Raw genomic sequence first — 26,671 nt, forward strand, 5'->3', positions numbered from 1 at the left:
GGTGAATTGATGTGAGCATGCTGGAAAACTTTTTGCCGGCGTTCTTGGAAGAGGTTGTAGGCGACCGATTTGGCCGGTATTCCAAATATATTATTCAGGACCGGGCGATTCCTGACATTCGCGACGGGTTGAAGCCGGTTCAACGCCGGATATTGTATGCGATGTACGATTCCGGTAATACCCCGGACAAACCGTACCGGAAATCGGCGAAGACGGTTGGGGACGTTATGGGGAACTACCATCCGCACGGGGACTCTTCGATCTACGAAGGGATGGTACGGATGGCGCAGCCGTGGAAGATGGGCCATGCGCTTATCGACGGTCACGGCAACTGGGGTTCGCAGGACGATGACCCGGCAGCAGCGATGCGGTATACCGAAGCGCGCTTGTCGGCGATCGCGATGGAGCTCTTGCGAGATATTGAGAAGCGGACCGTGCCGTTTAAGGACAACTTCGACAATACGTCGAAGGAACCCGTCGTCCTGCCGGCCCGTTTTCCGAACCTGCTGGTCAACGGGGCCAGCGGGATCTCCGCAGGGTTTGCCACCGAAATTCCGCCGCATAACCTGCGCGAGGTGATTGATGCCTGCATCGCCTTGATGGAGAAGCCGGAAATGACGCTAGAGGAAATTCGGCTGTTCGTGAAAGGACCGGATTTTCCGACGGGCGGCATTATTATGGGCGAGGAAGGCATTCGGGAAGCTTATGAGACCGGGAAAGGCCGGATTTATTTGCGCTCCAAGACAGAAATCGAGACGCTACGCGGCGGCAAGCAGCAGATTGTTATCACCGAGATTCCTTATCAGGTGGTGAAGTCGCGCTTGGTAACGGCAATGGAAAACATCCGTCTGGAGAAAAAGGTGGACGGCATTGCCGAAGTGCGGGACGAAAGCGGCCGGAACGGACTGCGTATCGTTGTCGAGTTGAAGAAGGATGCGGATGCTCAGGGGATTTTGGCCTATTTGCTGAAAAAAACCGACCTGCAAGTCACCTACAACTTCAACATGGTGGCGATCGTTAACAAGGCGCCGCGTCAGCTGGGGCTCAAAGCGATGCTCGAAGCCTACATTGCCCACCAGCGCGAGGTTGTGACCTACCGGACGCAATATGAGCTGGAGAAGCTGGAGGACCGTGCTCACGTTTTGGAGGGCTTGGTCAAGGCGCTTAACATTTTGGATGAGGTCATCGCAGCCATCAAAGCCTCCAAGAACCGTCAAGATGCGCAAAACAACCTGCAATGGATGTTCGGCTTCACCGAACGGCAGGCCGATGCGATCTTGACCATGCAGCTGTACCGTTTAACCAATCTGGAGATTACGACGCTGCAGAAAGAGCTGGAGGACATCCAGAAGAAAATCACCGTGTTGCGCGGCATCTTGGAAAGCGATAAGAAGCTGATCGCACTGATCAAGAAAGAGCTGCTCGAGATCCGCGACAAATACGGGATCGACCGCCGTTCGCACATTCAGGACGAGGTTGAGGAGTTGAAGGTCAACCTTGAGGTGCTGGTGGCTCAAGAGGATGTACTGGTTACGATTTCCCATGAGGGGTACATCAAGCGTACCAGCATGCTGTCGTTTACGCGATCCGGCGGGGAGCGCGATGGCTCCGGGGTCAAAGAAGGCGACTACATGAAGTATTTGCTGGAGGTAGATACTTTGCAGAACCTGCTGATCTTTACGCAGCGGGGGCAATACTTCCTCTTGCCGGTGCACCAGATTCCAGAGTTTAAATGGAAGGATAACGGGACAGCGATCGTCAACGTTATTCCGCTGGCCAAGGAAGATCGCATTGTCAGCGTGATTCCGGTGAAGAGCTTCGAGGAGAATCCGGAGCTCAGTCTGGTCTTCGTGACCAAGAACGGTCAAGTGAAGCGAACCGAGCTGAAAGAATACGAAACGAAGCGCTCCGGTGCGGTGGCCGCCTGCAAGGTTGGCGACGGCGATGAAGTGCTGAGCGTCACGGTCAGCCGGAACAACCAGGAAATTCTGCTATTAACGAAGCAGGGAATGGCGATCCGGTTCGCCGAAGACGAAGTGAACCCGATGGGACGGGTATCTGCAGGGGTACGCGGGATCAACCTGAAGGATGACGATGAGGTTGTTGCCGCGCTCTGGGTCGAAGGCGAGGAAGGCGAAGTCCTAGTCGTATCCGACTTGGCTTACGCGAAGCGCAGCCTGCTGCTGGACTATCCGGTGCAAAGCCGGGGCGGCAAAGGTGTCCAGACGTTTGAATTTAAGGAAGGCAAACGCGTCAAACCAAACGGCAGCCGATTAGTTGGCGGTATTCATTGCAAGGAGCCGGTGTTGTTACAGGCCGTCACGAAGGAAGGGCAAATGCACACCTTCAGCTCGGAAGATGCTCCAATCGCGGACCGGAAGTCCATAGGGAAAGCGATGATGTCCGTAGACAAAAACGACGAGATCGTGGATCTCTTCGTCAAAGAATAAGCGATCAACTCCGGGGAAGGGCTTGAAACTTTCCCGGAGTTTTTTTAAACAATCCGTAGTGAAGGGGGGGGATGGAGAATGGCGGAAGCGCATTTCCTGTCGCGGTTATCCGCGCCGGCTAGACGAGCCTTGGAAGCAAATGGCGTAACGACTTTGGAGAAGTTGGCCGAGCTGAGTGAGCAAGAGGTGCTGCGATTTCATGGCATGGGCCCCGCTTCCTTGCCTAAGCTGAGAGAGGCTTTGCGTGCGCAAGGATTAACGTTTCGGAGCTAAAATCGAGCCTTGAACTGCTCCCTCATGATCCTTGGTAAGATGATCGATGAATGCTTGGAGCGTAGGATCCATAAACGTACTTCTGCGATAGACTAACCCGACGTTTTTGTGCGGAACGGGCTGTGCCAACGGGACAACGGTGATTCCGCCGCGGCGGTTCGTGCTAGTTAACGTCCGGGCATAAGAGCCGGGGAGAACCGTACCTCCGACGTGGTGGATGACCATCTGGACCTGGGATTCCATCGTCGACAGCTCCATGACTGGCCGGATCTCAATGCCCTGATCAGCGCATGCCGTATCCAGCAGTTGCCGCACGTAAAACTTCGGCGGAAAGAGCACCAGCGGCAGCTGTGCAACCTGCTCCAGCGTCACTTCCGGCAGCTCCGCATAAGCATGCTGGCTGGAGACAACCAGCACCAGCGCCTCGTCGAACAGCGGTCGGCTGACGATTTGCTCATCCTGGAGCGGCAGAAACACGACGCCGAGATCCAGCTGGTTGGCGAGCAGTCCGGCTCTGGTCTCTTCGGTGGCGAGCTCAAGCACCGTCAGCTCAATTCCGGGGTACTGACGGTGGAAAGAGATCAGCTTGTCTTCCAGCAGGTGGTTGCCGGAGCATCCGATGCGGAGCTGCCCGCGCTGTACGCCGGTAATCTGGCCGATTTCCAATTTTGCCTGCTCTACCTCATAAACCACCCGGCGGGCGTGCTCCAACAGGATTGCTCCTGCTTGGGTCAGGTAGTTTTTTTTACCAATCCGTTGAATGAGGGCCGTCCCCAGCTCTTGCTCCAGCAAGCGAATTTGGTGGCTGAGCGTGGGCTGCGTAATCCCCAGTCTTTCCGCAGCTTTGGTGAAGTGCAAATCTTCCCCGACCGCGATGAAATATTCCAATAAACGATGCTCCATAGCGGATCATTCTCCTTAATACATAGATGTTGTCAATGAATATAATTGAAACGATGTTATTGATCAATGAAGAAAGAATCGGTATAGTGAAAGACAGAGTAATTATTGCTTCGTTAGTTCGTGAATCCGATAAAGGGAAAGAGGAAATGAATATGGGAAATTGGTCCATCACATTAACGACGGCTAAAAAAGCGAAGCCGGCTGCCGATCAGCTGGGCTTTGGCAAATATTTTACCGATCATATGCTGCTTATGGATTATACGGCAGATCAAGGCTGGCACGATCCGCGAATCGTGCCGTATGGACCGATTTCGCTGGATCCATCGGCGATGGTGTTCCACTACGGGCAAGAAGTGTTTGAGGGTATGAAGGCTTACCGGACACCGCAGGGAGAGCTCGTATTGTTCCGACCAGATATGAACTTACGCCGGTTGAATCATTCATGCTTACGTCTTGGGATTCCTCAGGTGGATCCGGAGGAAGTGCTGGAAGGTATTTGCCGCCTGCTCGCTTTAGAGGAAGAGTGGATGCCGGAAGGCGAAGGCAATTCTTTATATATCCGACCGTTTATTATTGCCACTGAAGCAGGTCTTGGGGTGCGGGCCGCAGAGGAGTATCGGTTGATCGTCATTTTATCGCCGGTTGGGGCTTATTATCGCGAAGGCATCCATCCGGTGCGCATTTATGTGGAGGATCGGTACGTTCGGGCGGTTCGCGGCGGTACCGGTGAAGCGAAAACCTCGGGGAACTATGCCGCAGGCATCAAAGCCCAGGAAGATGTCAAATCGCTGGGCTTCTCCCAGGTGTTATGGCTTGACGGAATCGAGAAGAAGTATATCGAAGAAGTGGGCAGCATGAACGTGTTCTTCAAAATTGCCGGGGAAGTGGTCACTCCCGAACTGAACGGCAGTATTCTGGCTGGTGTCACGCGGGACTCGGTCATTCATCTTCTTCGGGAGTGGGGAGTTCCCGTTAAGGAACGCCGGATCTCAATTGAAGAGCTGTTCGAGGCCCATAAGGAAGGGAAACTTGAAGAAGCGTTTGGCACCGGAACGGCGGCGGTCATCTCTCCGATCGGCAGCATGACGTGGGAAGGTCATGACATGGAGATTGCTGGAGGCCAAACCGGAGCATTGTCGGCAAAACTGTACGAGACATTGACTGGAATCCAACGCGGAGAGCGGGAGGATTCCTTCGGATGGCGGTATTCCGTCCGTTAAAAACAACGGGACGGTGCCCCTTTGCCGTAAACCCTTGGATAATTGCTTCAAGGCAGCAGGAATTTGCGAAGGAAGCAGCGAATTATCCAAATGGTGATGTAAGGCAAGGAGGGATAAGATTGCATACCGCTGAATTTGCCAGATTGCTTGATCTCATCGTGAAGGATTATCAGACCCACATGGAGGAGGAGCTGGCTCCCACACTAACGACGTCGCAGTTGACCGTTCTGGAGCTGCTGGAGCAGCAGGGCAATCTGAAGCCGTCCGATTTGATTCCGTATCTCTCCACGACGCCGGCTGCAGTAACGATGCTGCTGGACCGTATGGAGCGGGGCGAACTGATTCGCCGCGACCGGGATGAGAACGATCGCCGCAACGTGTGGGTGTCGATTACGGATAAAGGACAATCCGAAGTCCGCCGGGGGATCGAAGTTCGCAACGCCTACTTAAGCGGCGTGTTGAATCGCATCTCAAGTCATAATCAACAACTGCTCGTATTTCTGTTGGGCAAAATTTCGGGAACGAAATAAGGAACTTGCCTACGAGGGAGTCTAATGAATAGGCGGGACGTCAAGGAGCTGATTTTGTCAGCTTCAGACGTCCCGCCTTTTTTTACATCTCGATTCCGTTCCCCCCAGCCTGCAGCAACGCTGCAAGGCGGGTATACGTTTCTTCCTTCCACAGATCCCACGGATACGCACGCGGCGGGAGGGAGATCAGATCGATCGGCTCCTTCGTCACCGGGTGCGGAAATCCAACGTACAACGACCAAAGGGCGATTTGTTGGCCTGGTTTATTCCACCCTGCGCCATATTTCTGATCGCCATACAGAGGGCAGCCGATGTGGCTCAGTTGCACTCGGATCTGGTGCGGCCGGCCGGTATGCAGCTCCACCTGCACAAGGCTCAGCTGCTCCGATGCAGAAGTGCCGAGTACCCGGTAATCGAGCCGCGCCTCTTTGCCGCCGGACGTCCCCGCTGGAACGACAGACACGGTATTGGTGCGTTCGTCTTTAAGCAGCGTATCCGTCAAACGCCCTTGCCGCTGCGGCGGCGTTCCGTGTACGACAGCGACATATGTTTTGCTGAATCGGCGGCTTCGCACCATCTCCGCTAACCGTGAAGCGGCTTTGGAAGTCTTGGCGAAGATCATGGCACCTCCGACCGGACGATCCAGCCGATGCACAAGTCCGAGATACACGTTACCGGGCTTGCTATACCGCTCCTTGATGTCCGCCTTCAGCAAATTCAGCAGATCGGGGTCTCCGCTGGCATCCTCCTGGGTAGGGATGTTCACCGGCTTCTCAATGCCGAGCAGATGGTTGTCTTCATATAGGATCGCCATCGCCGGCTGTCCCGAGGTCCGCTTGACTTCGGAAACCATCGGTTATTCCTCCCAGCGTCCGAGAATGCCGCAAGGGAGATGAAGCCCTGAGCGGGTGATCGGCAGGCCCAGTTCACCGGCCGAGATCCGTCCCCCGTAACGCTTCTTGACGGTCATCGTCAGAATGTTGTTCAGAACGGTAGGCGAAATGCCGGTCGTATACGAGTTAATAAGGAAGAAGAGCGGCTTGTCCGACAGGATCGACAAGCAAGACTCTACAAACGGGTAGAGGCTCGTCTCCAGCTTCCACATCTCACCACCCGGACCACGCCCGTAGGACGGAGGGTCCATGATAATCGCGTCATATCGGTTGCCGCGCCGTTGCTCCCGCTGTACGAACTTGAACACGTCATCCGTGATGAAGCGTACATGACGGTCAGCCAAACCGGACAGCGCCAGGTTCTCTTTGGCCCATTGGACCATCCCTTTCGCTGCATCGACATGAACAACCGAAGCGCCAGCTGAAGCTGCGGCTACAGTGGCCCCGCCGGTATATGCAAACAGGTTCAGCACCTGAATCGGCCGACCCGCGCCGGCGATCTTGTCCATCATCCACCGCCAGTTGGCAGCTTGTTCCGGAAACAATCCGGTATGTTTGAAATTGGTGGGGCGGATATAAAATTTCAACCGGTCATAGGAAATCGTCCAACGGTCGGGGATCTGCTTCTTCATCTCCCATTGTCCGCCGCCGGAGGAACTGCGATGGTAATGCCCGTGCACATCGCGCCAACTGCGATCTTCATTGGCGATCGGCCAGATGATCTGCGGATCGGGGCGCCGCAAAATGATGTCCCCCCAGCGCTCCAGCTTTTCTCCGTTTCCGGTGTCCATGACTTCATAATCCTGCCAATCATTTGCTACATACATGTGTTGATCCTTCCTTCCACCGCTTTTTGCGGCCCGCCCGTTTGGGCATGTCCTTAAGTTCTGTAGATTCGGTAGTTATTGTACCTTATTTTTCTATCGGCATGCTACCTTCAAGGTGAAAACGATCTTCAATTCATTCCGCGGGTGTGGTAGTCTTTCAATAAAACGCTAAGTTTTAGAGGATCAAGGAGAGAGCATTGGAAATGTTACGTCGTTTTTTTTCATATTACCGGCCTTATAAACATTTGTTTATTCTGGATTTCACCTGTGCTGTGGTGGCGGGTCTGCTGGAGATCGGGTTCCCGGTCGCCGTTAACCAGTTCGTGGACAAGCTGCTGCCGGGTCGCGACTGGGCGCTGATCATTTGGGCTTCGGCTGCGCTGCTAGGTGTATATCTCCTGAACACGGCGTTGAACTACATCGTCACGTACTGGGGCCATATGCTGGGGGTTAACATTGAAACGACCATGCGCAAAAAGATGTTTGATCACCTGCAAAAGCTGTCCTTCCGCTTCTATGATAATCATAAGACCGGACAACTGATGTCGCGAATCTCCAACGATCTTGACAATATCGGAGAGCTGGCGCACCACGGACCAGAGGACGTCTTTATCGCCGGAATGACCCTGATCGGCTCGTTCCTGCTGATGCTGTCGATTAACTGGAAGCTGGCGGTGCTGACCTTCCTCGTTGTGCCGGTGCTGGTTTGGACGGCGCTTTATTTCAATGGAAAAATGACGAAGACCTACCGCGGCTTGTTTTCCGCGCTCGCTGATTTCAATTCCCGCGTGGAAGAGAATATCGGCGGCATCCGTGTTGTTCAGGCGTTTGCAAACGAAAAGCACGAGCAAAAGCTGTTTGAGGAAAACAACAACGCCTATCGTGCTACGAAGCTGTGGGCTTATAAAATCATGGCGGGGAGCTTGTCCATCAACTACATGTTAATGCGGCTTGTTTCGTTGTTCGTGATGGTTTGCGGAACTTGGTTTGTTATTCACGGGGAGTTAACTTACGGAGAGTTCGTTGGTTTCCTGTTGCTGGCAAACGTGTTCATCCGGCCGATTGAGAAAATCAATGCGATCATCGAAAGCTATCCGAAGGGGATTGCCGGTTTCAAGCATTATCTGGAAATTATGGATACGGAGCCGGACGTAGCCGATGCCCCGGATGCGATTGACGTTGGAACCTTGAAGGGAGACATTTACTTCGATCGGGTTTCTTTCGGTTATGAAGGGGCTTCTCGCGTGTTGGAGGACGTCAGCTTGAAGATTCGAGCTGGGGAAACCGTCGCCTTCGTAGGGCCGTCAGGTGCCGGCAAAACTACGCTATGCAGCTTGCTGCCGCGCTTCTATGATGTGGATGGCGGACGGATCACCATCGACGGGATGGATATTCGCGATCTAACCCTGTCCTCACTGCGGCGCAATATAGGGATTGTACAGCAGGACGTTTATCTCTTCTCGGGGACGATTCGTGAGAACATCGCTTACGGCAAGTTGGAGGCAACAGAAGAGGAGATTTGGGAGGCAGCGCGGCGGGCGCAGCTCGAGGATTTCATTCGCTCGCAACCGGAAGGATTGGAGACGGTGATTGGTGAACGCGGCGTCAAGCTGTCCGGCGGGCAAAAACAACGGTTGGCGATCGCAAGAATGTTCCTGAAAAATCCGCCGATCCTGATCTTGGACGAAGCGACATCCGCCCTGGATACCGAAACGGAGCAGGCGATCCAACAATCGCTGGCCGAGCTGTCCGTGGGAAGAACCACACTCGTGATCGCTCACCGGCTGGCTACGATCAAAAATGCCGACCGGATCGTTGTGGTGACAGAAGAGGGCATTACTGAGCAGGGGCGCCATCAGGAGCTGATTGCCGCCGGTGGTCATTACAGCCGGCTGCATCAGGCCCAGTTTGGACATTTGAATAATTAGATGAACGAAGACCGCAGGAGCTCTTCCGTAGAGCCTGCGGTCTGATTCGTTTTAGAATCAACGCAAATAAGCATAGTAGTCCTGGGAGCGGCAAATTCGAAACCCCGTCTGTTCATAAAGTTTCTTGGCTTGGGGGTTGTTGAGTGCGACTTCCAGCCAGACCTCAAAGCCTTTGGCACGTTCGCGTTCAACCACCTGACGCAAAGCAGTACTACCGATGCCTTGCCCCCTCCGGGATGAAGTAACAACAAAGCCGTAGATCCAAGCCTCCTGATCACGACGGGACACCCGAATTTTCCCAACGGCTTCGCCTTCATGCACGATGAGCTCGTTCTGACGAATTTCTTCCTCCGTTAACTTCTCGTAGTACAACCGGGCTTCCTCCGCCTGGAGATCAAATCCCTCCTGATCGAGGCGAGCGAGCAGCGGTCGGTCCGTGTCCTCCGCGGATCGGAGAGCGATTTGAGCCGTTCTGGACGGAGCATTCGTGCAAGCCGCTTCAGGGGAGTGCTTCATTTGAAATTCGCTGAATTCATAGCGGCAAGGATAGGCGGCAAGGAAATGCTTGGCCGAGTCGGAGTTCCCAGGAGCATTCAATAGGATCTTCGGATACGAACCCACCGTAGCTAGGTTTAACCCACGCTGCAGCAGAGAGGTGAAAATACCTTGTCTGCGGTAATCCGGGTGAACCATGCCGCAGACCTCCAGCGTGCTTCCGAACGGATACAAGCCTAAGAAAGCGACCAGTTGCCCGTCGCGGAACTCGATCAAATCTGCGGCACTCTCTTCCTTGCGGGAGTGTAAGGTGTCCCAATTTAACTTCAAAGCAATTCCGTCATGCTGCTCTACGTGTTGTTGGAGGGCTTCTACGTCAGCCCATGTCCATGTTAGATTCATGCCAGCTCACTTCCCTTCATTCGTATTCTAGCGGATCGGAAGGAAATTGGCACGTGAAATCGTGGGCAGACGCGCTTGACATATCGCAAGTACGGGGGTAGCTTGAAAGTACTGCAAATCTACTTATTTTTTCGGAGGTACTAGGAATGAATATCATCGAAATGGAACAAGTGACTTGGTTCCGGGATGGGAAAGCCGTATTAAACGGCATCGATTGGACGGTCCGCGAGGGAGAACATTGGGCGATGCTAGGCTTGAACGGTTCAGGCAAAACGACGTTGCTGAACATGATCAGCGGCTACCTCTGGCCGACATCTGGCCATATCAGCGTACTGGGGAACCGGTTTGGCGAAGTAGATTTGCGGGAGCTGCGCAAAACGATTGGGTGGGTTAGTTCTTCGATGCAGGCCAGACTACACGGGGGGCAAAAAGCTGAAGATCTTGTGGTAAGCGGCAAGTTTGCAACCATCGGACTTTACGAGAAACCAACGTCAGAGGATTACGACCGGGCTGCAGCCTTCATGAACCAGCTCCATTGCAGCCATTTACATGGACGAACTTACCAGACCTGTTCCCAAGGTGAACAGCAAAAGCTGTTGATTGCTCGGGCTTTGATGGCTTCGCCCCAGCTGCTCATCCTGGACGAGGCAACGAACGGGCTGGATTTCATCTCCCGGGAAGGATTGCTGGAAAGCATCGCACAGCTGGCCGCCGAACCGAATACGCCGCATATGCTGTATGTAACGCACCATACCGAGGAAATTTTGCCGATTTTCACGCATACGCTGCTGCTCCGGCGGGGAGAAGTCTACGCGCAAGGGAAAACGTCGGATGTCCTGAACGAAACCGGGTTATCCGATTTCTTTGAAACGCCGGTGGCTTTGCGATGGAATCAGGAACGAGCTTGGCTGTCGACGAAATAAGCCTTAACCCGTCGGGGTACTCCCGGCGGGTTTTGCTGTTTTGGAGCCGGAGGCTTTTTTGCGTATTGCAGCCACTAACCAATAGAAGCTGGGGATGAGAAATTCGGCGAAAAAGAACATCGGCGCCCTTTCCCAGGACAGGAAAGAAATAATTTCCGGGGGGGTTCTGGCAATCGACATGGCGTAAATGGACACAAAGGCGACAACCGGCAGCGTGAACGGTTTATGATCTTTCACGCCAGTCAATTGGGCAATGCATAAGACCGCGGTGAATACCACAAACGCAATTTTTACAAAGATGCTGGTCAGCCACAAAATAATTAAGATCGGGTCCATCGTTTCGATAAATGAGCCGACACGAATGAAACGAACCAGTTCCATGTCAGGGTAAACCAGATTGGCTCCCAGGTTCGGTCCAAACGTCAGCAGGATCGGAATGAGATGCAACACGATCAGCAGCAATGAAGTGAGCGTAGCCCCGAAGAGGGTGCGGAACACTTTTTTTGGCATCTCTAGATAAGGAAATAGCAAAAACAAGAATGCCATCTCTCCAAAAATCGCCATCGTATCTAGGATTGAGGCAACCATATCTCTTGCCGAGAGATGGTTAATCAAGGCGCTGAACATATCCAATTCCATTTCCTGAAACCCGATAAACGGAATAAAGAAGAAGGCGGCGGCAAAAATGAGGAAAAAACCTTCAGCCGTACGGAAGATCGTCAGGATCCCGCAGCGAACAGCATAGGCGACACAGACTCCAAAGATGGCGATCACCGCCCACCCTGGCGTACCAATCAAATATTCCGATAACAAGAAATCAGCAAGCTCCCTTAAATTGAGGGCAGCTAGAAAGAGATGGAGTATCACGATATATAGAACGAAGAGGATATGGAGGGGACGGCCCACTACTTTGCCTCCGAATTCTACAAAAAATTCGTTGGGGCGAGAGGATGCGAGCTTATAGGCGGGGTAGCAAAACAGCAGCCCCAGCAAAGCGCCCACCACAACGGCAACCGGCGTAGAATACTTGCTGCCTCCAAGCAACATCCCTGTATAAAAAGCGATGACGGTGGTGAAGGTTTGCAAGCTGAAAAGCGCAAAGATTTGATTGGTTGTAATTTTCTTGAGCATTCATTCCGCCTCCTAATGTCGGATCGTGTCAAAACGATCCGCCCAGCATCGACTTGCGTAAATATTCCATCATCATGATGAAATTCCATTGATCCTTCAGTTTAAATGTGACTTCTGAGATGACAAAAAAACAGATGGAGACGACCAGAACGGTAATTCGTTTTTTTAGCTGAACTCCTTCTTTTTTCTGCATCAGCCAGTCAGCCAGTATGATGAGCACATACAGGATACCAATATAGACCACATTGAATCCCTCGCTATCTATTGGTTTCGTGAACCACCGAACGAAACACACCGCCCGTACGGTTTAATTTAATCTTCACATCAACTTCAATCGGGAGTTCCTTGGCGTAGTAATTCTTCCATTGATCTTGCATCGAATGCCAAATTTTCGGATGACTCCAATCCAGATATTGGCTCATGAGGAAGGCGTCAGATCGGGCTTTCCGAGTCTTGTCCAGCACATGGATAAACTGCTCTTCCACGTCCTTACTCAGGAGTTTCTCCAATTCACGGAGAACTTGCGGGTCCTTCAAATCGATGCGAGACAGTGAGGCTTCGATATAAGCTTTTGCACTGCTATCGACTTTGAACGAGACCTGATCTCCCTGTACTTTCGGTTTTATACTCGTCTTTATGCCTTCGATGTAAAAGCTAATCTCCTTCTCATCGGTGGGAGAGGGGAGGGTGAGCGTTGTATTTTTTAGCTGAGAGCTGATCCACAGCGCGGTTCGATGCTCGAGAGGAGTGAGCTCGATCTTCGCCATTTTCCCGCCGCTGAAAATCGCTGCACCTCCGGAGCCCATCCAACGGTTTGTTTTTGGATTCTCCTTGGCAATTTCTGGCAACTCTCCGAAGGACAGCAGCGGGATCAGAATATCCCCGCCTTGGTATAGCGCCAGCTTATAATCCTTGACGGTAGTATCCAATACATAGTGATTGTTGACGTATTTCCGCAGGATGTCGCTGAGAATCCGTTCGAATACCATCGGTGCCTTCGTGATTTCTTTGACCTCGCCAGGGGTTACGAATAAACTGGCGCTCAGCCGGAAGGAGGGCTGACGGAAGACGAATTCGACAACTTCGTCCAAGCCATGCTCTGCCTCTCTTCGGCCTACCACAACGACACGGGTTTGACCAAAGGTGACATTCCGGGACAAGTCAATTTGAATTAAATTTAAAGCCTGGCTGAGGTTCTCTGCTCGTCTAGTTATAAAGCTAAACGGATCCCCTTCGGGTTGCCCCGTCCCGCCAGCTTCCCCCGGAATCATCCGGTTCGGGAGCGGAAATCCTAGGGTCAGCTCTACTTGCCCGTCCTCCGTCCGATCGATCAGTACGGTGTTTACAAACGCACGGTTGTTGAGTTCCTGAGCAGACCAACATCCGCCAACGCCGATCAAAAGCAAGAAAATCAAAGTTGCTGTTGCGATAGCGCGGTGGATTCTCGTCACTCGAAATCACCTTTCTTCTCTTTTACCCAACTGCGAGGATTTGAGTTTTGTCGGTTTTCGTTGTTCGAGAGTTGCATCGGTCGTTTGTGCATCTTCCACCAAGGAACCCGAATGAACGTATCTCCCAAATCCTTGCCCATGAGCGGAGCAATCGGGGATAAATAGGGAAGTCCAAAAGATTCCAAATTGACCAAATGGATGTAAATCAGGATTAACCCGCAGGTGACGCCGTACAACCCAAACATGGAGGCTAGGATCATAATCGGAAAACGGAGCAATCGAAACGCCAAGCCTAAATCGAAATGGGGGATGATAAACGAAGCGATCCCCGTTAAGGAGACGATGATCACCATCGCCGCTGAGACGATCCCCGCCTGAACGGCGGCCGTGCCAATGATCAAGGCGCCGATAATGGATACCGCTTGCCCGATCGATTTTGGAATCCGAATGGAAGCTTCGCGAAGAGCTTCAAACGCCAGTTCCATCGCAAAGGCTTCCCATAGCGCCGGAAAGGGGACGATTTCGCGTGAAGCGGCAATCGTAATCAGCAGCTGGGAAGGGATCATTTCCGGATGAAACGTGGTGACTGCGATATAAATGGACGGCAGAGTTAAAGAAGCAAAGACGAAAAAATAACGAATCCAGCGAATCCAGTTCGCTGCGACATAACGCTGATAATAATCCTCCGCCGATTGCAGCAGCATCGGCAAGGTCACCGGAGCAAGCAACGCAATCGGTGAACCATCTACGATGATGGCAATTCTTCCTTCCAGCACCGCTGCGGCGACGACGTCAGGCCGTTCGGTGTACTGCAGTTGAGGAAAAGGCGTATAAGGGTTATCTTCGATGATTTCTTCCACGTAGGCGGAGCCCAGGATGCCGTCCATGTCAATGTAAGAGAGTCGACGTTGCACTTCCTTTACAAGCTCCGGTTTGCATACGTTCTCGACATAAGCCAGTACGATGCTGGTTCGAGTTTCCCGACCTTTATTGACCGTCGGGGTTTTCAGATGTGGACTTTTAATCCGGCGTCGAATCATAGTCAAATTCTTCTCCAAGTCCTCGATAAAAGCTTCTCTCGACCCGCGAATGACAGATTCGTTGGGAGCTTCATCGATCCCGCGCGTCGGGTAATCGGAAATGGAGAACGTCAACATCCGCTTATCCCCGTCGATCATCAGCAAAGCTTCGGCGTTCAGGATGGCTTGAATCGCTTGATTTAAGTCATCGATGACGGTAGCTGTAGATACGCTTAATGCCTTATCCTCGAACAGGAACTGATAAATATTTTTCTCCTGCAGCAACGCGGATTCTCGCTGTAGACTGCGAACGATAAATTGCTGGACCGTTTCCTGTGCAATCATTCCGCGAACATAGACGAGGGCACACGATTGACCCGAGCTGATCGTAAATTCGCGATAGATGATGTCTGAGCTATCCTTAAGCACCTGCTTCATCCACTCTAACCGAGCTTGTAAGCTTTGATCGTCAGCGAGGGCTGAAGCATCCATACGGCTTGGGGGGAGTGTCGGTGTTTTGCCTGACTTTCCCCCGAGGGAGTGTTTTCGACGTTGCAGCTTTCTTATGATACGCATGGAACTACCTCCTTCCTTAGCCGACTATTCCCAGTTAAGATGCGCCGTTGACAGGAGAAATATACTAATTTTTTGGCAAATCCGGAGTGAAGACCAACATCAATCGAAACGAGATTATTTTTGAAGCAAGTTGGTAATAAAGGGTAACGATATCATCAACAAGAATAGTCCAGTGGGGAAGGGTTCTCATGCCAAGAATAATGTTCCGAAATACGCACAAAAAGCGCAGTCCAATCCGAATCAGCGGGGAATCGCAAAGTAACACTTCGGCTGACGACTGCATCACACGGAGCGTTCATGCGTCGGTTGCGAGCATCGTTCGTCTCTTGAATGCTCCTGATGATTTAGTGACCCGGTTTATCTGCGGTGCTGAAGGGACTCCTCCATGCGCCATCGTGTGTATTGCCGGTCTAGCGGATTTGAAAATGATTAACGATCATATCGTTACATCCATACAGAAGGCGTATTCCGCCATTAACTGTTCTGAGCCCATCACCGGACAAGAATTGTACCGGCGGTTGGACAAGCAATTTCTATCGGTTCAAAAATATAAAACAACGCGATCCCTTGACATGATTCTCGTATCTTTGTTGTCTGGGGATACCGCGTTACTTATTGATGATCTGGATCAGGTTCTCCTGATTGGCAGTAAGAAATGGACAGGACGGAGCGTGGAGGAGCCCGAAACGGAAGCTCTAGTCCGCGGGCCGCGTGAAGGTTTTAACGAGAGCATTGAGACGAATGTTATCCTGCTTCGGCGGACGATCCGGGATCCGAAACTTCGATTCGATCCCTACCGCATTGGGGAACGTGGGAAGAAAGAGCTCATTATCGCTTATATCGATAGCATTGTGCATCCTGCGCTTGTCCAAGAGGTAAAACGAAGAGTCGAGTCGATCGATATTGACGATGCGCCGGAAAGCGGGATGATCGAGCAGCTCATCCAAGACAGCTTCTTAACACCGTTCCCTCTGATCCTGCATACGGAACGTCCGGATAAGGCTGCTTCAGCGATTCTACAAGGTAAAGTTGTGATATTACTGGAAGGTACGCCATTTGCGTTAATTATGCCAACGACATTCGAAACTCTAATGCAGTCACCGGAAGATTATTATGAGCGCTGGCTGATTGGATCTTTAATTCGGATCTTGAGATATACGGCGGTATTTGTATCGTTGACATTTCCATCGTTATACATCGCTCTAGTGTCCTTTCACCAAGGGTTGATTCCCTCCAAGCTGGCCTTTTCGATTGCGGCAGCTAGGGAAGGCGTGCCGTTCCCAGCCGTCATCGAAGCTTTTCTCATGGAATTGACGTTGGAGCTGCTCCGGGAAGCCGGGATCCGCCTGCCCAAGCCGGTCGGGCAAACGATCGGGATCGTAGGCGGTCTGGTCATCGGCGAAGCGGCGGTGCAGGCGGGGATTGTAAGTCCAATTATGGTCATTGTCGTTGCAGTGACGGCTATGTCTTCCTTTGCCATCCCTGCCTACAGCGCAGGTATTGCTTTCCGTATCTTGCGGTTTATTATTATGCTTGCCGCTTCCATGTTTGGGCTGTACGGGATCATCTTGACCCTCATTATGATCTGCATTCACCTGTCGAGATTAAATAGCTTCGGGGTTCCATATTTTACACCGTTGTCCCCCAGCTTCTATCGCGACTGGCGGGATATGATCATTCGAGCCCCGTTACCGATGTTGTCGAAGCGGCCTCAATTTTTGCAAACCAAAGATGAATCCAGGATGGGAAGTAGGGAGGGCGGTACATGAAGTCCTTTGAGTACGGAGATCGAGAAGTAGGCACCTATGAAGTGTTCGCCTCCGTTGCGAATATGCTCATTGGTTTCGGGTTGCTTACTTTGCCGCGTATCATCGTACAAAAGACACATTCTGTTGATGGGTGGGTATCGATTCTCATCGGCGGTGTTGGTGCCATATTCTTTTCGTGGATTGTCGCCAAGCTCATCAGCCGATTTCCAAAGCAGAACCTGTATGAAATCGGCGGTGCGGTCATCGGAAAGCCGCTGGCCCTCCTGATCACTCTTATGTTCGCTGTATATATGTTAGCATTCGTGGCTTATGAGACCCGAGGCGTTGCAAGCATTTCGCGCCTTTACTTGTTCGATCGGACACCGGTAGAGATCGTCAGCCTCGTCTTTCTCCTAGTGCTCATCTATGGCGTATCCGGACCTAGTGTGACCTTGTTCCGGTTAAATACATTGTTTTTACCCATCGTGATCATGCTGATCTTCGTCTTATTATTGATGAATATCAGCCATTTTGATTTCCATAACCTAATGCCGTTTTTTGTGACCGATTGGCGGGAGTTGGTGATAACTTCCAAGGAGTCGACCTTTTCATTTCTCGGGTTTGAGATTTTATTGTTCTATAATTCAATCCTCAACAACCCGAAGAAAGCCGTAAAAGCCTCCACCTTGGGGATGCTTATTCCGCTTATTCTCTATTTGCTCGTGTTTTTAATCACCTTGGGCATGTTTGGTGCTGAGGTGACCGCCAGCACGCTGTATCCCACGGAGGAGTTGGCCAAGCAAGTTGAGGTACCCGGGGGCTTTTTTGAACGGTTTGAGTCGATTTTTTTCTCAGTTTGGATACTTACGCTATTTAATTCAGCGGCGATGGCCTTCGATGTGTCTCTCTCGGCGATAGAAGCTGTATTTTCAAAAGCGAAGCGCATGGCGCTGGCGATTGGGTTAGGCCCGATTCTGTTCCTCATCATCATGCAGCCGCAAAATATAGATGAACTTCAGCTGTTTGCTGAATGGATTAGTTACGCTGGCATCGGGGTGGGGATGGTCATTCCAACCCTTCTGTTATTGTTGGCGATCCTGCGGGGGGTGAAGGGACGTGCGTAGAGTTTGCTGTGTTGGGTTCGCCGCACTAATCCTAGCCTTAGGGTTGACCGGTTGCTGGGACCGGGTCGAAATTGAAGATCGAGGGTTTGTCGTAGGGGCCGGAATCGATCTTGCCGATGAGGAAGAGGCGCAGAACGGGCAATTTATCCTTACCTACCAATTTGTCATTCCAGGGGGGCTGCAGGCAAGAGAAGGCGACAGTAAAAACGGGAGTTCTTCCAAAGCTTACTTTAACCTGTCTACTAACGCGAATACGATGTTTGCGGCGGCTCGCAAGATGTCCTATCAAACGAGCCGCAGCCCCTATTTGCAACATATGCGCATGATCCTGATTTCTCGGAAACTGTCTGAAAGCGGAGAGCTTGCCTCTGTATTGGATCTTTTCCTCCGTGACCATGAAATGCGTCGAGCCACGAAAATTATGGTGACGGAAGGAGATGCGCGTGAAGTACTGGCGACGAATCCGAAAAATGAGAAGCTCCCGGTGATGTTTTTTGAATCCACTTCACTAAATCCAACGAAGAGCTCCAGCATTTATCCGCCAACGAACATCGGAGAAGTCCAAGCCTACATCTTGTCCAAGAGCAGCTTCGCCCTTCCAATCATCCGTAAACTGGGAAATGAGGTTTCCGTATCGGGGACTGCGCTCTTCGACAATGCTCAGAAGCTGAAGGGGCTCCTGAACGAAGAGGAGACTTCGGGATTAAACATTTTACGCGGCACCGCCCAGGACGGGGTTCTGGAGATCCATGTGAATGACGAGTATATGGCGTATGAGATCAAAGGCTTGCGTCAGAGCATTCAGGCGGATGTGTCCGATCCCGAGCATATCCGGTTTACCATCCATCTGGAGTTGGAGGGAAACGTTGGTGAGACCCAGGAGCGATTGGATCTGCTTTCCGCTCATCAGCTTGCGGAACTCGAGGAGAAAACCGAGCAAGAAGTAATCCGCATCACCAATGGAACATTAACGAAGCTGCAGCAGGAATTTAGAGTGGATGTTCTTGATTTAGGAGACGAGCTGAATCGCAGGCATCATGCGCTTTGGCAGAGCATCAAGGACGATTGGGAGCAGGGCGAACGTTATTTTTCCCGATGCGATATCGAAGTAAAAGTCCGCGCCAAGATTCGCATCGTAGGTTCAACGTTGGAAACCAAATAAGGAAGGAGGAGAATAGCTCATGTGGAATATCGTGCGAGATCGGCTTCCTACCACGATGACCTGGGTCTGTGCAGTATTGTCGGCGGTGATTCCTTGGATTGTCTATTCCATCAATCAGGCGCTGCATCATTACGGGGATCCACCATGGAAGAGGAAGTGAATATCCGGGGCTTTTGACCTGCATCCCAATGAATAAAGCAGCAATAACCCCCCTTCCAAAACACGCCTTTAGGACTATTCAGGGCGGAGTAGGTTTGCGCGATATTTATATGTAAAGGTAGATTTTAGGCGGTGTACGCGCAGATTAAGAAGGGGGGGTTATATGAGAACTCACGTCATGGAGCTTCAGGAAGGGGATCGTCTGAGAACCGATGTGTTTAACCGAGCCGGGTTGCACATTCTTCCGAAGGGGACAAGCATTCATGCGGAGGAAATCGCCCTGCTGATTCGGCAGAGTATCGATTATGTCGATATCGAATTACGCGAAGGGGAAGTTACCCTGAACTCTAGCAAGAATTCAAGCTTTATCCAGCATTTGCGCGATAACTTTTATTTTACAGTGAAGGGGTATCAAACGTTATTTTTAGAGGCGCTGACGACCGGGAAGTTTAATCAATCCATGGTTGAGCAGCATTTGGTGCCTATGCTTGAGGTCCTGGATCGAAATAAGGATGTTGTGTCACTCCTGATCGCCTTCACGGAAGAGGATGTTAATATTTATAACCACTCATTGCAGGTGGGTCTGTTATCCTATTATATTGCCACTTGGTTGGGACACCCGCCAAATGAATGTTATGAAATTAGCAAGGCGGGGTATCTGCACGATATCGGGAAGAGTCAGGTGCGGCAATCCCTTCGCAACCGCGAGCATGAATTAACGGGGGAAGAACGGGAGGAAATGAATCGTCATACCTCCTACGGTTATGACATTATCCGCCGATCGACAGGGGAAGAAGTGACGGCTCTCGTCGCACTTCAGCATCATGAACGGGAAGACGGCTCCGGTTATCCGGCTGGCTTGCGCAAAGAGAAAATTCATCCTTATGCCGAAATCGTTGCGGTAGCGAATGAATACATAGCGATGACGTCTCCAGACGCATCAGGTTCGCGGCAGGATATCTTGACGGTGCTGCGAAACATTTATAATCTCGGCTTCGGCAAGCTGAATGAGAAGGCGGTTCAAGCGTTGACGGCCAATCTTCTGCCGAATTTCATCGGGAAGAAAGTGAAACTAAGCAACGGTGAAACGGCGACGATTGTTTGGAACAACCCTACTGATATTTTCAAACCGTTGGTGCAAATCGACGAGTGGCAGTTCCGGGATTTGTCGAGAGAACGAAATATCGATTTAGTGCATGTGTTTATGTAAAATTACATAAATCCAGTGGAAGCAACCCGCACTCCATCGAAGGAGCAAGGGTTGTTTTTTATTTAGTTGAGACCCCTTGTACGCCAAACTTTTCTGAGCGTCGTCAGACGGGTACAATAGGTGTCGAGGAAGTAAAATGGAGGCGCTTATGGAGAAGACGAGAATCCTAATCATCGACGACGAAGCGGCTATTGCCGATTTGTTGGCTTACGGGTTGTCTAAGGAAGGGTTTGACACCCGCACCGCCGGAAGCGGAGCCGAAGGGCTGGAGCTGATGAAGACGTTCCAGCCGGATCTTTTGTTGCTGGACTGGATGCTGCCGGACCAAAGTGGTCTGGACATTTGCAAGAAAGTAACGGCTGTTTACAACCTTCCAATTCTGATGATTACGGCAAAATCCGATATTACTGATAAAATTCTGGGTCTGGAATTTGGGGCGGACGACTACATTACGAAGCCGTTTGATTTGCGAGAGGTGGTCGCCCGAATCCGTACGATCCTTCGGCGGGTTCAGCCTGCCGCCGGCGGGCTTGAAACTTCTCCGCAGGAAGAGCGGATTCGCTTCAAGAACATTGAGGTCATCGAAAGCGAAAGGCTCGTACGCAAGGACGGAGAGCCTGTAGATTTAACCCCAAAGGAATTTGATCTGCTGCTGCGTCTGTATCATCACCGGGGCAAAATCTATACGCGTTCGGAGCTGCTGGATCTCGTGTGGGGGTATGACTTTCCTGGCGATACGCGCACCGTTGACACGCATATCCAGCGATTGCGCAAAAAGCTCGACGCGAGCGACCTGATCACAACCGTGTTTGGTGTCGGGTATAAATTCGAGAAACAGGTGGACTAGGCGATGGTTCGCACGATTCGAGGGAAGTTTCTTGTCGGCTTTTTTCTCATCTTTGCCCTGTCCTTTCTATTGCTGAATCAAACGGTAGACCACCTCATTCAGAGGAACAACCAGAGCATCATCACGGACGACTTGATTGGTCTGAAGAAAAACAGCAACATCTATGTTCGGCAGGCGTTCTTAATCAATCACTTCACGAACGACGATCTCTATTTCGGGCAAATGGCTGAAGAGATTGTCAGTGACCTGAAACGGGCGACCTCCAGCGAGGTCAGCGCCTATACGGTGGACGGGGTGCTGCTTCATGCCTCATCCAATGAGGCGTTTGCCGGTGCAACTGATGAGGATTTAAAGCAAGCGCTCGAGGGCAAAACCGCCTACACGATCACCTATAAACAAGGGACGGCCGCCGTGCATTACTCCTACCCGGTGATCATTGATGGAAGTCATGTGGGAATCTTGCGGTTTGCCAAGGACTTCTCTTTGCTGTACGAGCAGAGCGATACCATTCTGAAGACCATCACGTATTTGGCTTTTGGCATATTGGCTGTAGCTTTCTTATTTTCTTATTTGTTGTCCCGTAATCTGACGATTCCCCTGGTCAAGCTCAGCAATGCCTCGAGCGAAGTGATGAAGGGGAATCTGGACGTGCGCATTGACGTCAAACCGACGCGGCGGGATGAAATTGGTCGACTGGCCGCGAACTTTAACGAGATGATCGGACAGATCAAGCAGCAAATTGCTCGCATCGAACGAGACCGCGACCGCCTGGAGCGTTTAAATCGGCAGCGGAAAACCTTCTTCGACAATGTGACCCATGAACTGAAGACGCCGCTGACTTCCATTCTTGGATATGCAGAAATCATCCGCCAGCAAGGGGAGTCGGATCGGGCTTTTTTTGAGAAAGGCATGAACCATGTCGTTCAAGAAAGTGAGCGATTACATGGGATGGTACTGAGATTGTTGGAATTATCGCGGGAAACGGCAGGCAGCGAAGAGTTCAAACAGGTGGACACGGGACAACTGTTGCGCGATACGTGCGAGGCACTGGCCTTTAAAGCCAAGCGCTACCATAAATCGATAGACAGCGAGATCGAGGAAGGGCTTCACGTCTACGGACAGGAAGACCGCATCCGGCAGATCTTCATCAATTTGCTGGACAACGCGATTAAATACAGCAAGCCGCATTCGGAGATTGAAGTTCAAGCCAAGCGGGCGGGGGAGCAGGTTCGTTATCGATTTGCCAACCTGGGGGAGACAATTCCACCGGAACAATTAAACGAAATCTTCGAGCCGTATTATGTCCCTGAGCGGCATGGTGCGAAGGAGACGGGGAGCGTCGGTTTGGGACTTGGTATCGTGAAATCGATCGTGGATGATCATGGAGGGGCTGTTCGGATGACGAGCGAAAACGAATTGACCACGGTTGTGGTGGAGCTGCCATTCATGAAGTCGGAAGGAGAGTTGGCATGAAACTGCGGATATGGATGATCGCTGTATCGTTGTTGATCGCGGTCACTCTACTGCCCGGCTGTATTGGCAGACCCCAGACCCAGACGATCATTATCCCGGATGCGGAGGAAAGTCAACATGCAGACGAGCCTACGGGGCCCTTCAAGGTTGAGAAAATCTATCGAATTCCTCTCGCTGCCAAAGGCGGACTATTGGGGTGGTTTGGTACCGATTCTTTGCTAGGGGGTTATAACGGAACCAACGGATCGCAAATTCTCGAGGAAATCAAGCCCCCATATGAGGACTTGCAGAAGGTTCGCGCATTGGGGGCCAAGCAGTACGTTTTCAATCTATCCCCGGACGGCAAGCGAATTGCCGCCATTGAGGAGAAGGGAAGCCATTATGAGCTTCAGCTGTTGTCTCTGACCGGAGAAGCAGATCTCAAGCTTAAAACCATGGACACTTCTGAGCTCACGACGAAACAGTTTACTTGGTCGGACAACAGTCGGTATCTCGCCTTCACTAATTATGTATCGGAACCTCAAGTGACAGGTCAATCTGAGATCGTGGTCTACAACATGCAAAATAGGACTTCCGAAACTTACAAGATTCCGATTCTGAAGGACGGGCAGGCGGAATTGTACAACTCAGTCCATATTTCCGATGACGGGAACAACGCATTTCTTCTTGTCCAACGGATCGATGAAACGAGGCTGGTGGTCGGAAAGCTAAAGAACGGTGAATTTGTCGCCCAATATGAGCATGAGCTAAGCGGGTATGGCCAAGCCGCATGGCTCAATGACAATCAAGTAGCCTTCCTAAGTCAGGACGGGACGTTGTATGCATACGATTTGCGGAATGAGGCAGTGGCTGTGCTGCTGGATTATGCCCTTACCTTCGAGCTGTCAAGGGACCGTCACACCATCGCCTATAGTAAGGAAGATGGTACCTTGCTTGCTGGTAGAGTACAGGGCAACAATATAATCAATGCGAGTCCAATATATCAGGGGGTGCTGCCCTACCAGATGTCCTGGAGCGAGGATAATCGAAAATTGTTGATCTTTGGCGGGAGAAGTCTGATTGGGTCGCAGGGGCCTGCCGCTATGCCAAGCACGGAATTTGCGGTTCAAGAATCCGATCGGCTGCCCTTCATTATCGAATTGAAATAACGTTTTGCAGCAACAGGAGCGTGAATTTGAAACGCTCCTGTTTTTTTGTGTTTACAGATTGGAGACATTTTGTTGACAACTCGGTCAAACGATGGTGACATCTCCCCTTTACGATGAAGGTGGCCAAAAAACAGGAAATGCGCTATCGTCATGCGGCCGAAAGGAGTATAGGACGTTGAAAACATCAATCAAAACAAGAGCAATAACGTCGGCAGCGGTGAGTTTCATCCTATTGTTTTCACTAGCTGCCTGTCATGGTGGGGGAGGAGCGTCTCCAAATCCCCAAATCGGTGAATCGGACAACCACGTGGGCGAACCGCCAAGCCAGGATCCCGATGACGTTGGAAAAACAACGTTGGTTCTGTCGAGCTTTTTTCCAGATACTCGTCTGGAGAAGCTGGTCAACCAATATGAAAAGATCCACCCGGAGGTGGACATCCAACTTCAGTTCGTGCAATCCGATGATGCTCATTTGGAGGCGGAGATGGAGAAATATCTGACCCAAACGAATACGGCCATGCTGGCAGGAAAGGGGCCGGATTTGCTCATCCTGGATGATTTACCGGCCGCCAATTATGTAAAGAACGGACTGCTTGTTAACTTCGATGAGTTGATCGCACAAGATCCTACTTTTAAGAAAACGGACTATTTCTCAAATATATTGGACAATGCCAAGCTTGGCGGCGGCTTGTACGCGATGCCGACTTCATTCTTCCTGCTCGGACTGGCCGGCGACGAAGAAGCGCTCGCGAAGGCTGGAGTGCAGATCAACTCGCCTGCCGATTACTTCGAATCGCTAAAAAGCTATCGGAGTCCAAACATGAAGCTTTACGTCAAGCCGCATGCCCAAGACGTGGGGGCCGGCGGGTACTTTCAACCGTATCAAAGCATCGGATTGAATCGCAGCTCCAAAGCCAAGGAACAAGCCTGGGACTTCGTGAAATTTATGATCTCGAATCAAGTGCCGGTCGATCCGAACCATGCCGGCTTCCCGCTCAATAAGCAGCTTTACAAGCAGGAAGTCGAACAGTTGAAAAAAGAAGGGGGCGTACAAACCGCCAAGGAGGGCCCATTGAAGGGGGTACCCGTCCAAGTCGAGCTGGACAAGCTGGTTGCGTTTGAGCAGTTTCTGACCGGTGCAACCCATATGGTATCTAAATTTCAGCCGGATCAACTGTCGGAAATCATTACTGAAGACTCCAAAGCTTTCTTCAGCGGGCAAAAATCCGCTGAGGACGTCGCCGGCCTGATCCAAAACAAGGTCACGACGTATCTCAATGAATAGCAGCAGTGATCATGAACAGCACGGATCCGATTCTGGGAGAGGGTCGGTTCCGATTTGAGGGAGATAGAGAACACTCGGAGGAGAAGTTATGGGGAAAAGTGGGAAGATCGCGTATTTCGTGGCTGTCTTGGGGATCATTATGGTTTTGCTGTCCTTAGGGGGTGTGATTACCCTTGGTGGTGAGAAGCACGGAGGTTCCGTTCATCGGTTCTTGTCGTCCGGACCGGCGGTTGGTGAGGAAAGGGCCGTTCCCGGCGGAACCGCCGGGAAGTACCGGATCGTCATTGATCCCGGACATGGCGGGAAGGATCCGGGAGCGACCAGCATGAGCGGCAGAGAAGAGAAGGATTTTACGTTGGCCCTAGCGGAGAAGGTCTATGAACGACTTGAGCAGGATCCGATGTTCGAACCCGTATTAACTCGTACAAGTGATGAGTTTATCGAGCTGGAGGATCGGTCCAAGGTCGCCAACGAGCTGCATGCAAATGCATTCATCTCTTTGCATGGCAACACGTATGAAGGGTCGGAGCCAGTGTCCGGCACGGAGACGTATTACTACAACAGAGGAGACGGCAGTTATGAACTGGCGGAGATGATCCACCAGCATTTAATCGAAGCCTTGGGTTTTCGGGACAGGGGCGTTCGTCAAGAAGGCTGGAAAGTGCTGCGAACGAGCGAAGTTCCAGCGGTTCTGGCCGAAATCGGGTTTCTGACCAACGCGGAGAATGAGTCGGTCTTATTTAGTGAAGCGGGGCAGGACAAAGCTGCGCAAGCGATAGTGGATGCGCTCAAACGCTATTTCGGAAAATAAACCCGGGAGAAACGGCAGGATTACCTGCTGTTTCTCCCGTCGTCATAACTGAGCTGCCATTCAATGCCGTACTTGTCCGTTACATTGCCGTAACAAGGGCTCCAGAATGTTTCCTGCAGCTCCATCTTCACCGTTCCGCCCTCCTTGAGACGCTCAAACGCGGCGGTGATTTCCTCTCGATTGGTGCTGACCAGCGCCAAACTGATATTCGTTCCAACGGTATAAGGGGAGCCTGGGAACACGTCGGAGAACATCAGATGACTGCCGCTTACCTGCAGATTGGCGTGCATGACCCGATCCTTTGCTGCTTCGGGAAGCGCATAATCCGGTTCAGCTGCATGCGCTTCGCCGTAGGTCATGATTTGCGGGCGCTCCACACCAAACGCTTGGGCGTAAAACTCCACCGCTTCACGGCAGTTGCCGTCGAAATACAAATATGCGTCAATCGGCATATCCTTCTCCTCCTCTTAAATAACTCTCTTTGTGCATAGACTCCCTTAAAGCTTACCCAGAATCCACCAACTTGAATCAGACACAATCCATAAATGGGATATATTAACTCAAGATTTATTTCACTATTTCCAAAAGACATTCGATGGAAGATAGGAGGAAAATACAGTAAACTAGAGATTTTTTGTTTACATTACGATAATATAATTCGTAAATTAATATCATAAAGATGC

24 protein-coding genes and 1 pseudogene are annotated in these 26,671 nt (G+C 51.4%); 16 read left to right on the forward strand and 9 right to left on the reverse strand.

Features of this window, described 5'->3' with window-relative positions; translation table 11 throughout:
- Nucleotides 1-11: 11 nt before the first annotated feature.
- Together gyrA and RW092_RS02055 are read left to right on the forward strand one after the other, a co-directional pair.
- The gene (gene gyrA / locus RW092_RS02050; protein ID WP_316009378.1) at nt 12-2,450 is read left to right on the forward strand and encodes a DNA gyrase subunit A; all 2,439 of its coding nucleotides are present in this window, start codon (nt 12-14) and stop codon (nt 2,448-2,450) included.
- A 90-nt stretch (nt 2,451-2,540) separates the two neighbouring features.
- Nucleotides 2,541-2,723, forward strand: a pseudogene (locus RW092_RS02055) (helix-hairpin-helix domain-containing protein); the annotation flags it as partial.
- Here the strand turns inward: RW092_RS02055 and RW092_RS02060 are convergent.
- Nucleotides 2,706-3,626 carry a LysR family transcriptional regulator gene (locus tag RW092_RS02060; RefSeq protein WP_316009379.1) on the reverse strand — a complete coding sequence of 307 codons (921 nt, stop codon included), beginning with the start codon at nt 3,624-3,626 and terminating at the stop codon, nt 2,706-2,708. The pseudogene RW092_RS02055 and the gene RW092_RS02060 sit on opposite strands and share 18 nt — an antisense overlap.
- Nucleotides 3,627-3,778: 152 nt before the next feature.
- Between RW092_RS02060 and RW092_RS02065 the strand changes: the two genes are divergently transcribed.
- Nucleotides 3,779-4,846, forward strand: coding sequence for a branched-chain amino acid aminotransferase (locus RW092_RS02065; RefSeq protein ID WP_316009392.1), 1,068 nt, complete (start codon nt 3,779-3,781; stop codon nt 4,844-4,846).
- Nucleotides 4,847-4,965: 119 nt separating this feature from the next.
- A complete protein-coding gene (locus tag RW092_RS02070) occupies nt 4,966-5,376 on the forward strand; it encodes a MarR family winged helix-turn-helix transcriptional regulator (RefSeq protein WP_028537696.1) in 411 nt (136 codons plus the stop codon).
- 82 nt (nt 5,377-5,458) lie between these two features.
- On the opposite strand, the gene RW092_RS02075 is transcribed toward RW092_RS02070, so the two are convergent.
- Together RW092_RS02075 and RW092_RS02080 are read right to left on the reverse strand one after the other, a co-directional pair.
- Nucleotides 5,459-6,229 carry an RluA family pseudouridine synthase gene (locus tag RW092_RS02075; RefSeq protein WP_316009380.1) on the reverse strand — a complete coding sequence of 257 codons (771 nt, stop codon included), beginning with the start codon at nt 6,227-6,229 and terminating at the stop codon, nt 5,459-5,461.
- Between the two features lie 3 nt (nt 6,230-6,232).
- Nucleotides 6,233-7,096 carry a class I SAM-dependent methyltransferase gene (locus RW092_RS02080; RefSeq protein ID WP_316009381.1) on the reverse strand — a complete coding sequence of 288 codons (864 nt, stop codon included), beginning with the start codon at nt 7,094-7,096 and terminating at the stop codon, nt 6,233-6,235.
- Nucleotides 7,097-7,299: 203 nt separating this feature from the next.
- Here RW092_RS02080 and RW092_RS02085 point away from each other — a divergent pair, with 203 nt between their 5' ends.
- A complete protein-coding gene (locus tag RW092_RS02085) occupies nt 7,300-9,024 on the forward strand; it encodes an ABC transporter ATP-binding protein (RefSeq protein WP_316009382.1) in 1,725 nt (574 codons plus the stop codon).
- Between the two features lie 57 nt (nt 9,025-9,081).
- Here the strand turns inward: RW092_RS02085 and RW092_RS02090 are convergent, their stop codons facing one another.
- Nucleotides 9,082-9,921: a GNAT family N-acetyltransferase gene (locus RW092_RS02090; protein ID WP_028537699.1), complete on the reverse strand. Its 840-nt coding sequence runs from the start codon at nt 9,919-9,921 to the stop codon at nt 9,082-9,084.
- 146 nt (nt 9,922-10,067) lie between these two features.
- On the opposite strand from RW092_RS02090, the gene RW092_RS02095 reads away from it, so the two are divergent.
- Entirely contained in the window at nt 10,068-10,844 is a 777-nt protein-coding gene (locus RW092_RS02095) for an ABC transporter ATP-binding protein (protein WP_009225964.1), read from the forward strand.
- 3 nt (nt 10,845-10,847) lie between these two features.
- On the opposite strand, the gene RW092_RS02100 is transcribed toward RW092_RS02095, so the two are convergent.
- From RW092_RS02100 to RW092_RS02115, 4 genes are read right to left on the reverse strand one after another with little or no spacing between them, the layout of a single operon-like run.
- Entirely contained in the window at nt 10,848-11,975 is a 1,128-nt protein-coding gene (locus RW092_RS02100; RefSeq protein ID WP_316009383.1) for a GerAB/ArcD/ProY family transporter, read from the reverse strand.
- Nucleotides 11,976-12,003: 28 nt separating this feature from the next.
- Nucleotides 12,004-12,219, reverse strand: coding sequence for a hypothetical protein (locus RW092_RS02105; RefSeq protein ID WP_028537701.1), 216 nt, complete (start codon nt 12,217-12,219; stop codon nt 12,004-12,006).
- 13 nt (nt 12,220-12,232) lie between these two features.
- The gene (locus tag RW092_RS02110; RefSeq protein WP_316009384.1) at nt 12,233-13,426 is read right to left on the reverse strand and encodes a Ger(x)C family spore germination protein; all 1,194 of its coding nucleotides are present in this window, start codon (nt 13,424-13,426) and stop codon (nt 12,233-12,235) included.
- Entirely contained in the window at nt 13,423-15,021 is a 1,599-nt protein-coding gene (locus tag RW092_RS02115) for a spore germination protein (protein ID WP_316009385.1), read from the reverse strand. Before RW092_RS02115 ends, RW092_RS02110 begins: the two co-directional genes overlap by 4 nt.
- 188 nt (nt 15,022-15,209) lie before the next feature.
- Between RW092_RS02115 and RW092_RS02120 the strand changes: the two genes are divergently transcribed.
- The 10 genes from RW092_RS02120 (at nt 15,210) to RW092_RS02165 (ending at nt 25,988) form a co-directional block, all read left to right on the forward strand.
- Nucleotides 15,210-16,790 (forward strand): spore germination protein, encoded by a 1,581-nt coding sequence (locus RW092_RS02120; protein ID WP_316009386.1) that lies wholly within the window; start codon nt 15,210-15,212, stop codon nt 16,788-16,790.
- Nucleotides 16,787-17,893, forward strand: a complete 1,107-nt coding sequence (locus RW092_RS02125) for a GerAB/ArcD/ProY family transporter (RefSeq protein ID WP_127575486.1) — start codon at nt 16,787-16,789, stop codon at nt 17,891-17,893. Before RW092_RS02120 ends, RW092_RS02125 begins: the two co-directional genes overlap by 4 nt.
- On the forward strand, nt 17,886-19,055 hold the full coding sequence (locus tag RW092_RS02130) for a Ger(x)C family spore germination protein (RefSeq protein WP_127575487.1): 1,170 nt from the start codon (nt 17,886-17,888) through the stop codon (nt 19,053-19,055). The genes RW092_RS02125 and RW092_RS02130 overlap by 8 nt, the downstream gene beginning before the upstream one ends.
- Before the next feature lie 19 nt (nt 19,056-19,074).
- On the forward strand, nt 19,075-19,215 hold the full coding sequence (locus RW092_RS02135; RefSeq protein ID WP_016311926.1) for a hypothetical protein: 141 nt from the start codon (nt 19,075-19,077) through the stop codon (nt 19,213-19,215).
- 162 nt (nt 19,216-19,377) lie between these two features.
- Complete coding sequence (locus RW092_RS02140; protein WP_016311927.1) at nt 19,378-20,424, forward strand: HD-GYP domain-containing protein; 1,047 nt, start codon at nt 19,378-19,380, stop codon at nt 20,422-20,424.
- Between the two features lie 148 nt (nt 20,425-20,572).
- Nucleotides 20,573-21,271 carry a response regulator transcription factor gene (locus RW092_RS02145; RefSeq protein WP_016311928.1) on the forward strand — a complete coding sequence of 233 codons (699 nt, stop codon included), beginning with the start codon at nt 20,573-20,575 and terminating at the stop codon, nt 21,269-21,271.
- A 3-nt stretch (nt 21,272-21,274) separates the two neighbouring features.
- Nucleotides 21,275-22,744, forward strand: a complete 1,470-nt coding sequence (locus RW092_RS02150; RefSeq protein WP_316009387.1) for a sensor histidine kinase — start codon at nt 21,275-21,277, stop codon at nt 22,742-22,744.
- Nucleotides 22,741-23,892 carry a WD40 repeat domain-containing protein gene (locus RW092_RS02155; RefSeq protein WP_316009388.1) on the forward strand — a complete coding sequence of 384 codons (1,152 nt, stop codon included), beginning with the start codon at nt 22,741-22,743 and terminating at the stop codon, nt 23,890-23,892. Before RW092_RS02150 ends, RW092_RS02155 begins: the two co-directional genes overlap by 4 nt.
- 175 nt (nt 23,893-24,067) lie before the next feature.
- A complete protein-coding gene (locus tag RW092_RS02160) occupies nt 24,068-25,177 on the forward strand; it encodes an ABC transporter substrate-binding protein (protein ID WP_316009389.1) in 1,110 nt (369 codons plus the stop codon).
- Nucleotides 25,178-25,265: 88 nt separating this feature from the next.
- The gene (locus tag RW092_RS02165) at nt 25,266-25,988 is read left to right on the forward strand and encodes an N-acetylmuramoyl-L-alanine amidase family protein (RefSeq protein WP_316009390.1); all 723 of its coding nucleotides are present in this window, start codon (nt 25,266-25,268) and stop codon (nt 25,986-25,988) included.
- Nucleotides 25,989-26,008: 20 nt separating this feature from the next.
- Here the strand turns inward: RW092_RS02165 and RW092_RS02170 are convergent, their stop codons facing one another.
- Nucleotides 26,009-26,440, reverse strand: coding sequence for a VOC family protein (locus RW092_RS02170; protein WP_016311933.1), 432 nt, complete (start codon nt 26,438-26,440; stop codon nt 26,009-26,011).
- Nucleotides 26,441-26,671: the final 231 nt, after the last annotated feature.

Source organism: Paenibacillus sp. 3LSP (assembly GCF_032465655.1).
GTDB lineage: Bacteria > Bacillota > Bacilli > Paenibacillales > Paenibacillaceae > Fontibacillus > Fontibacillus barengoltzii.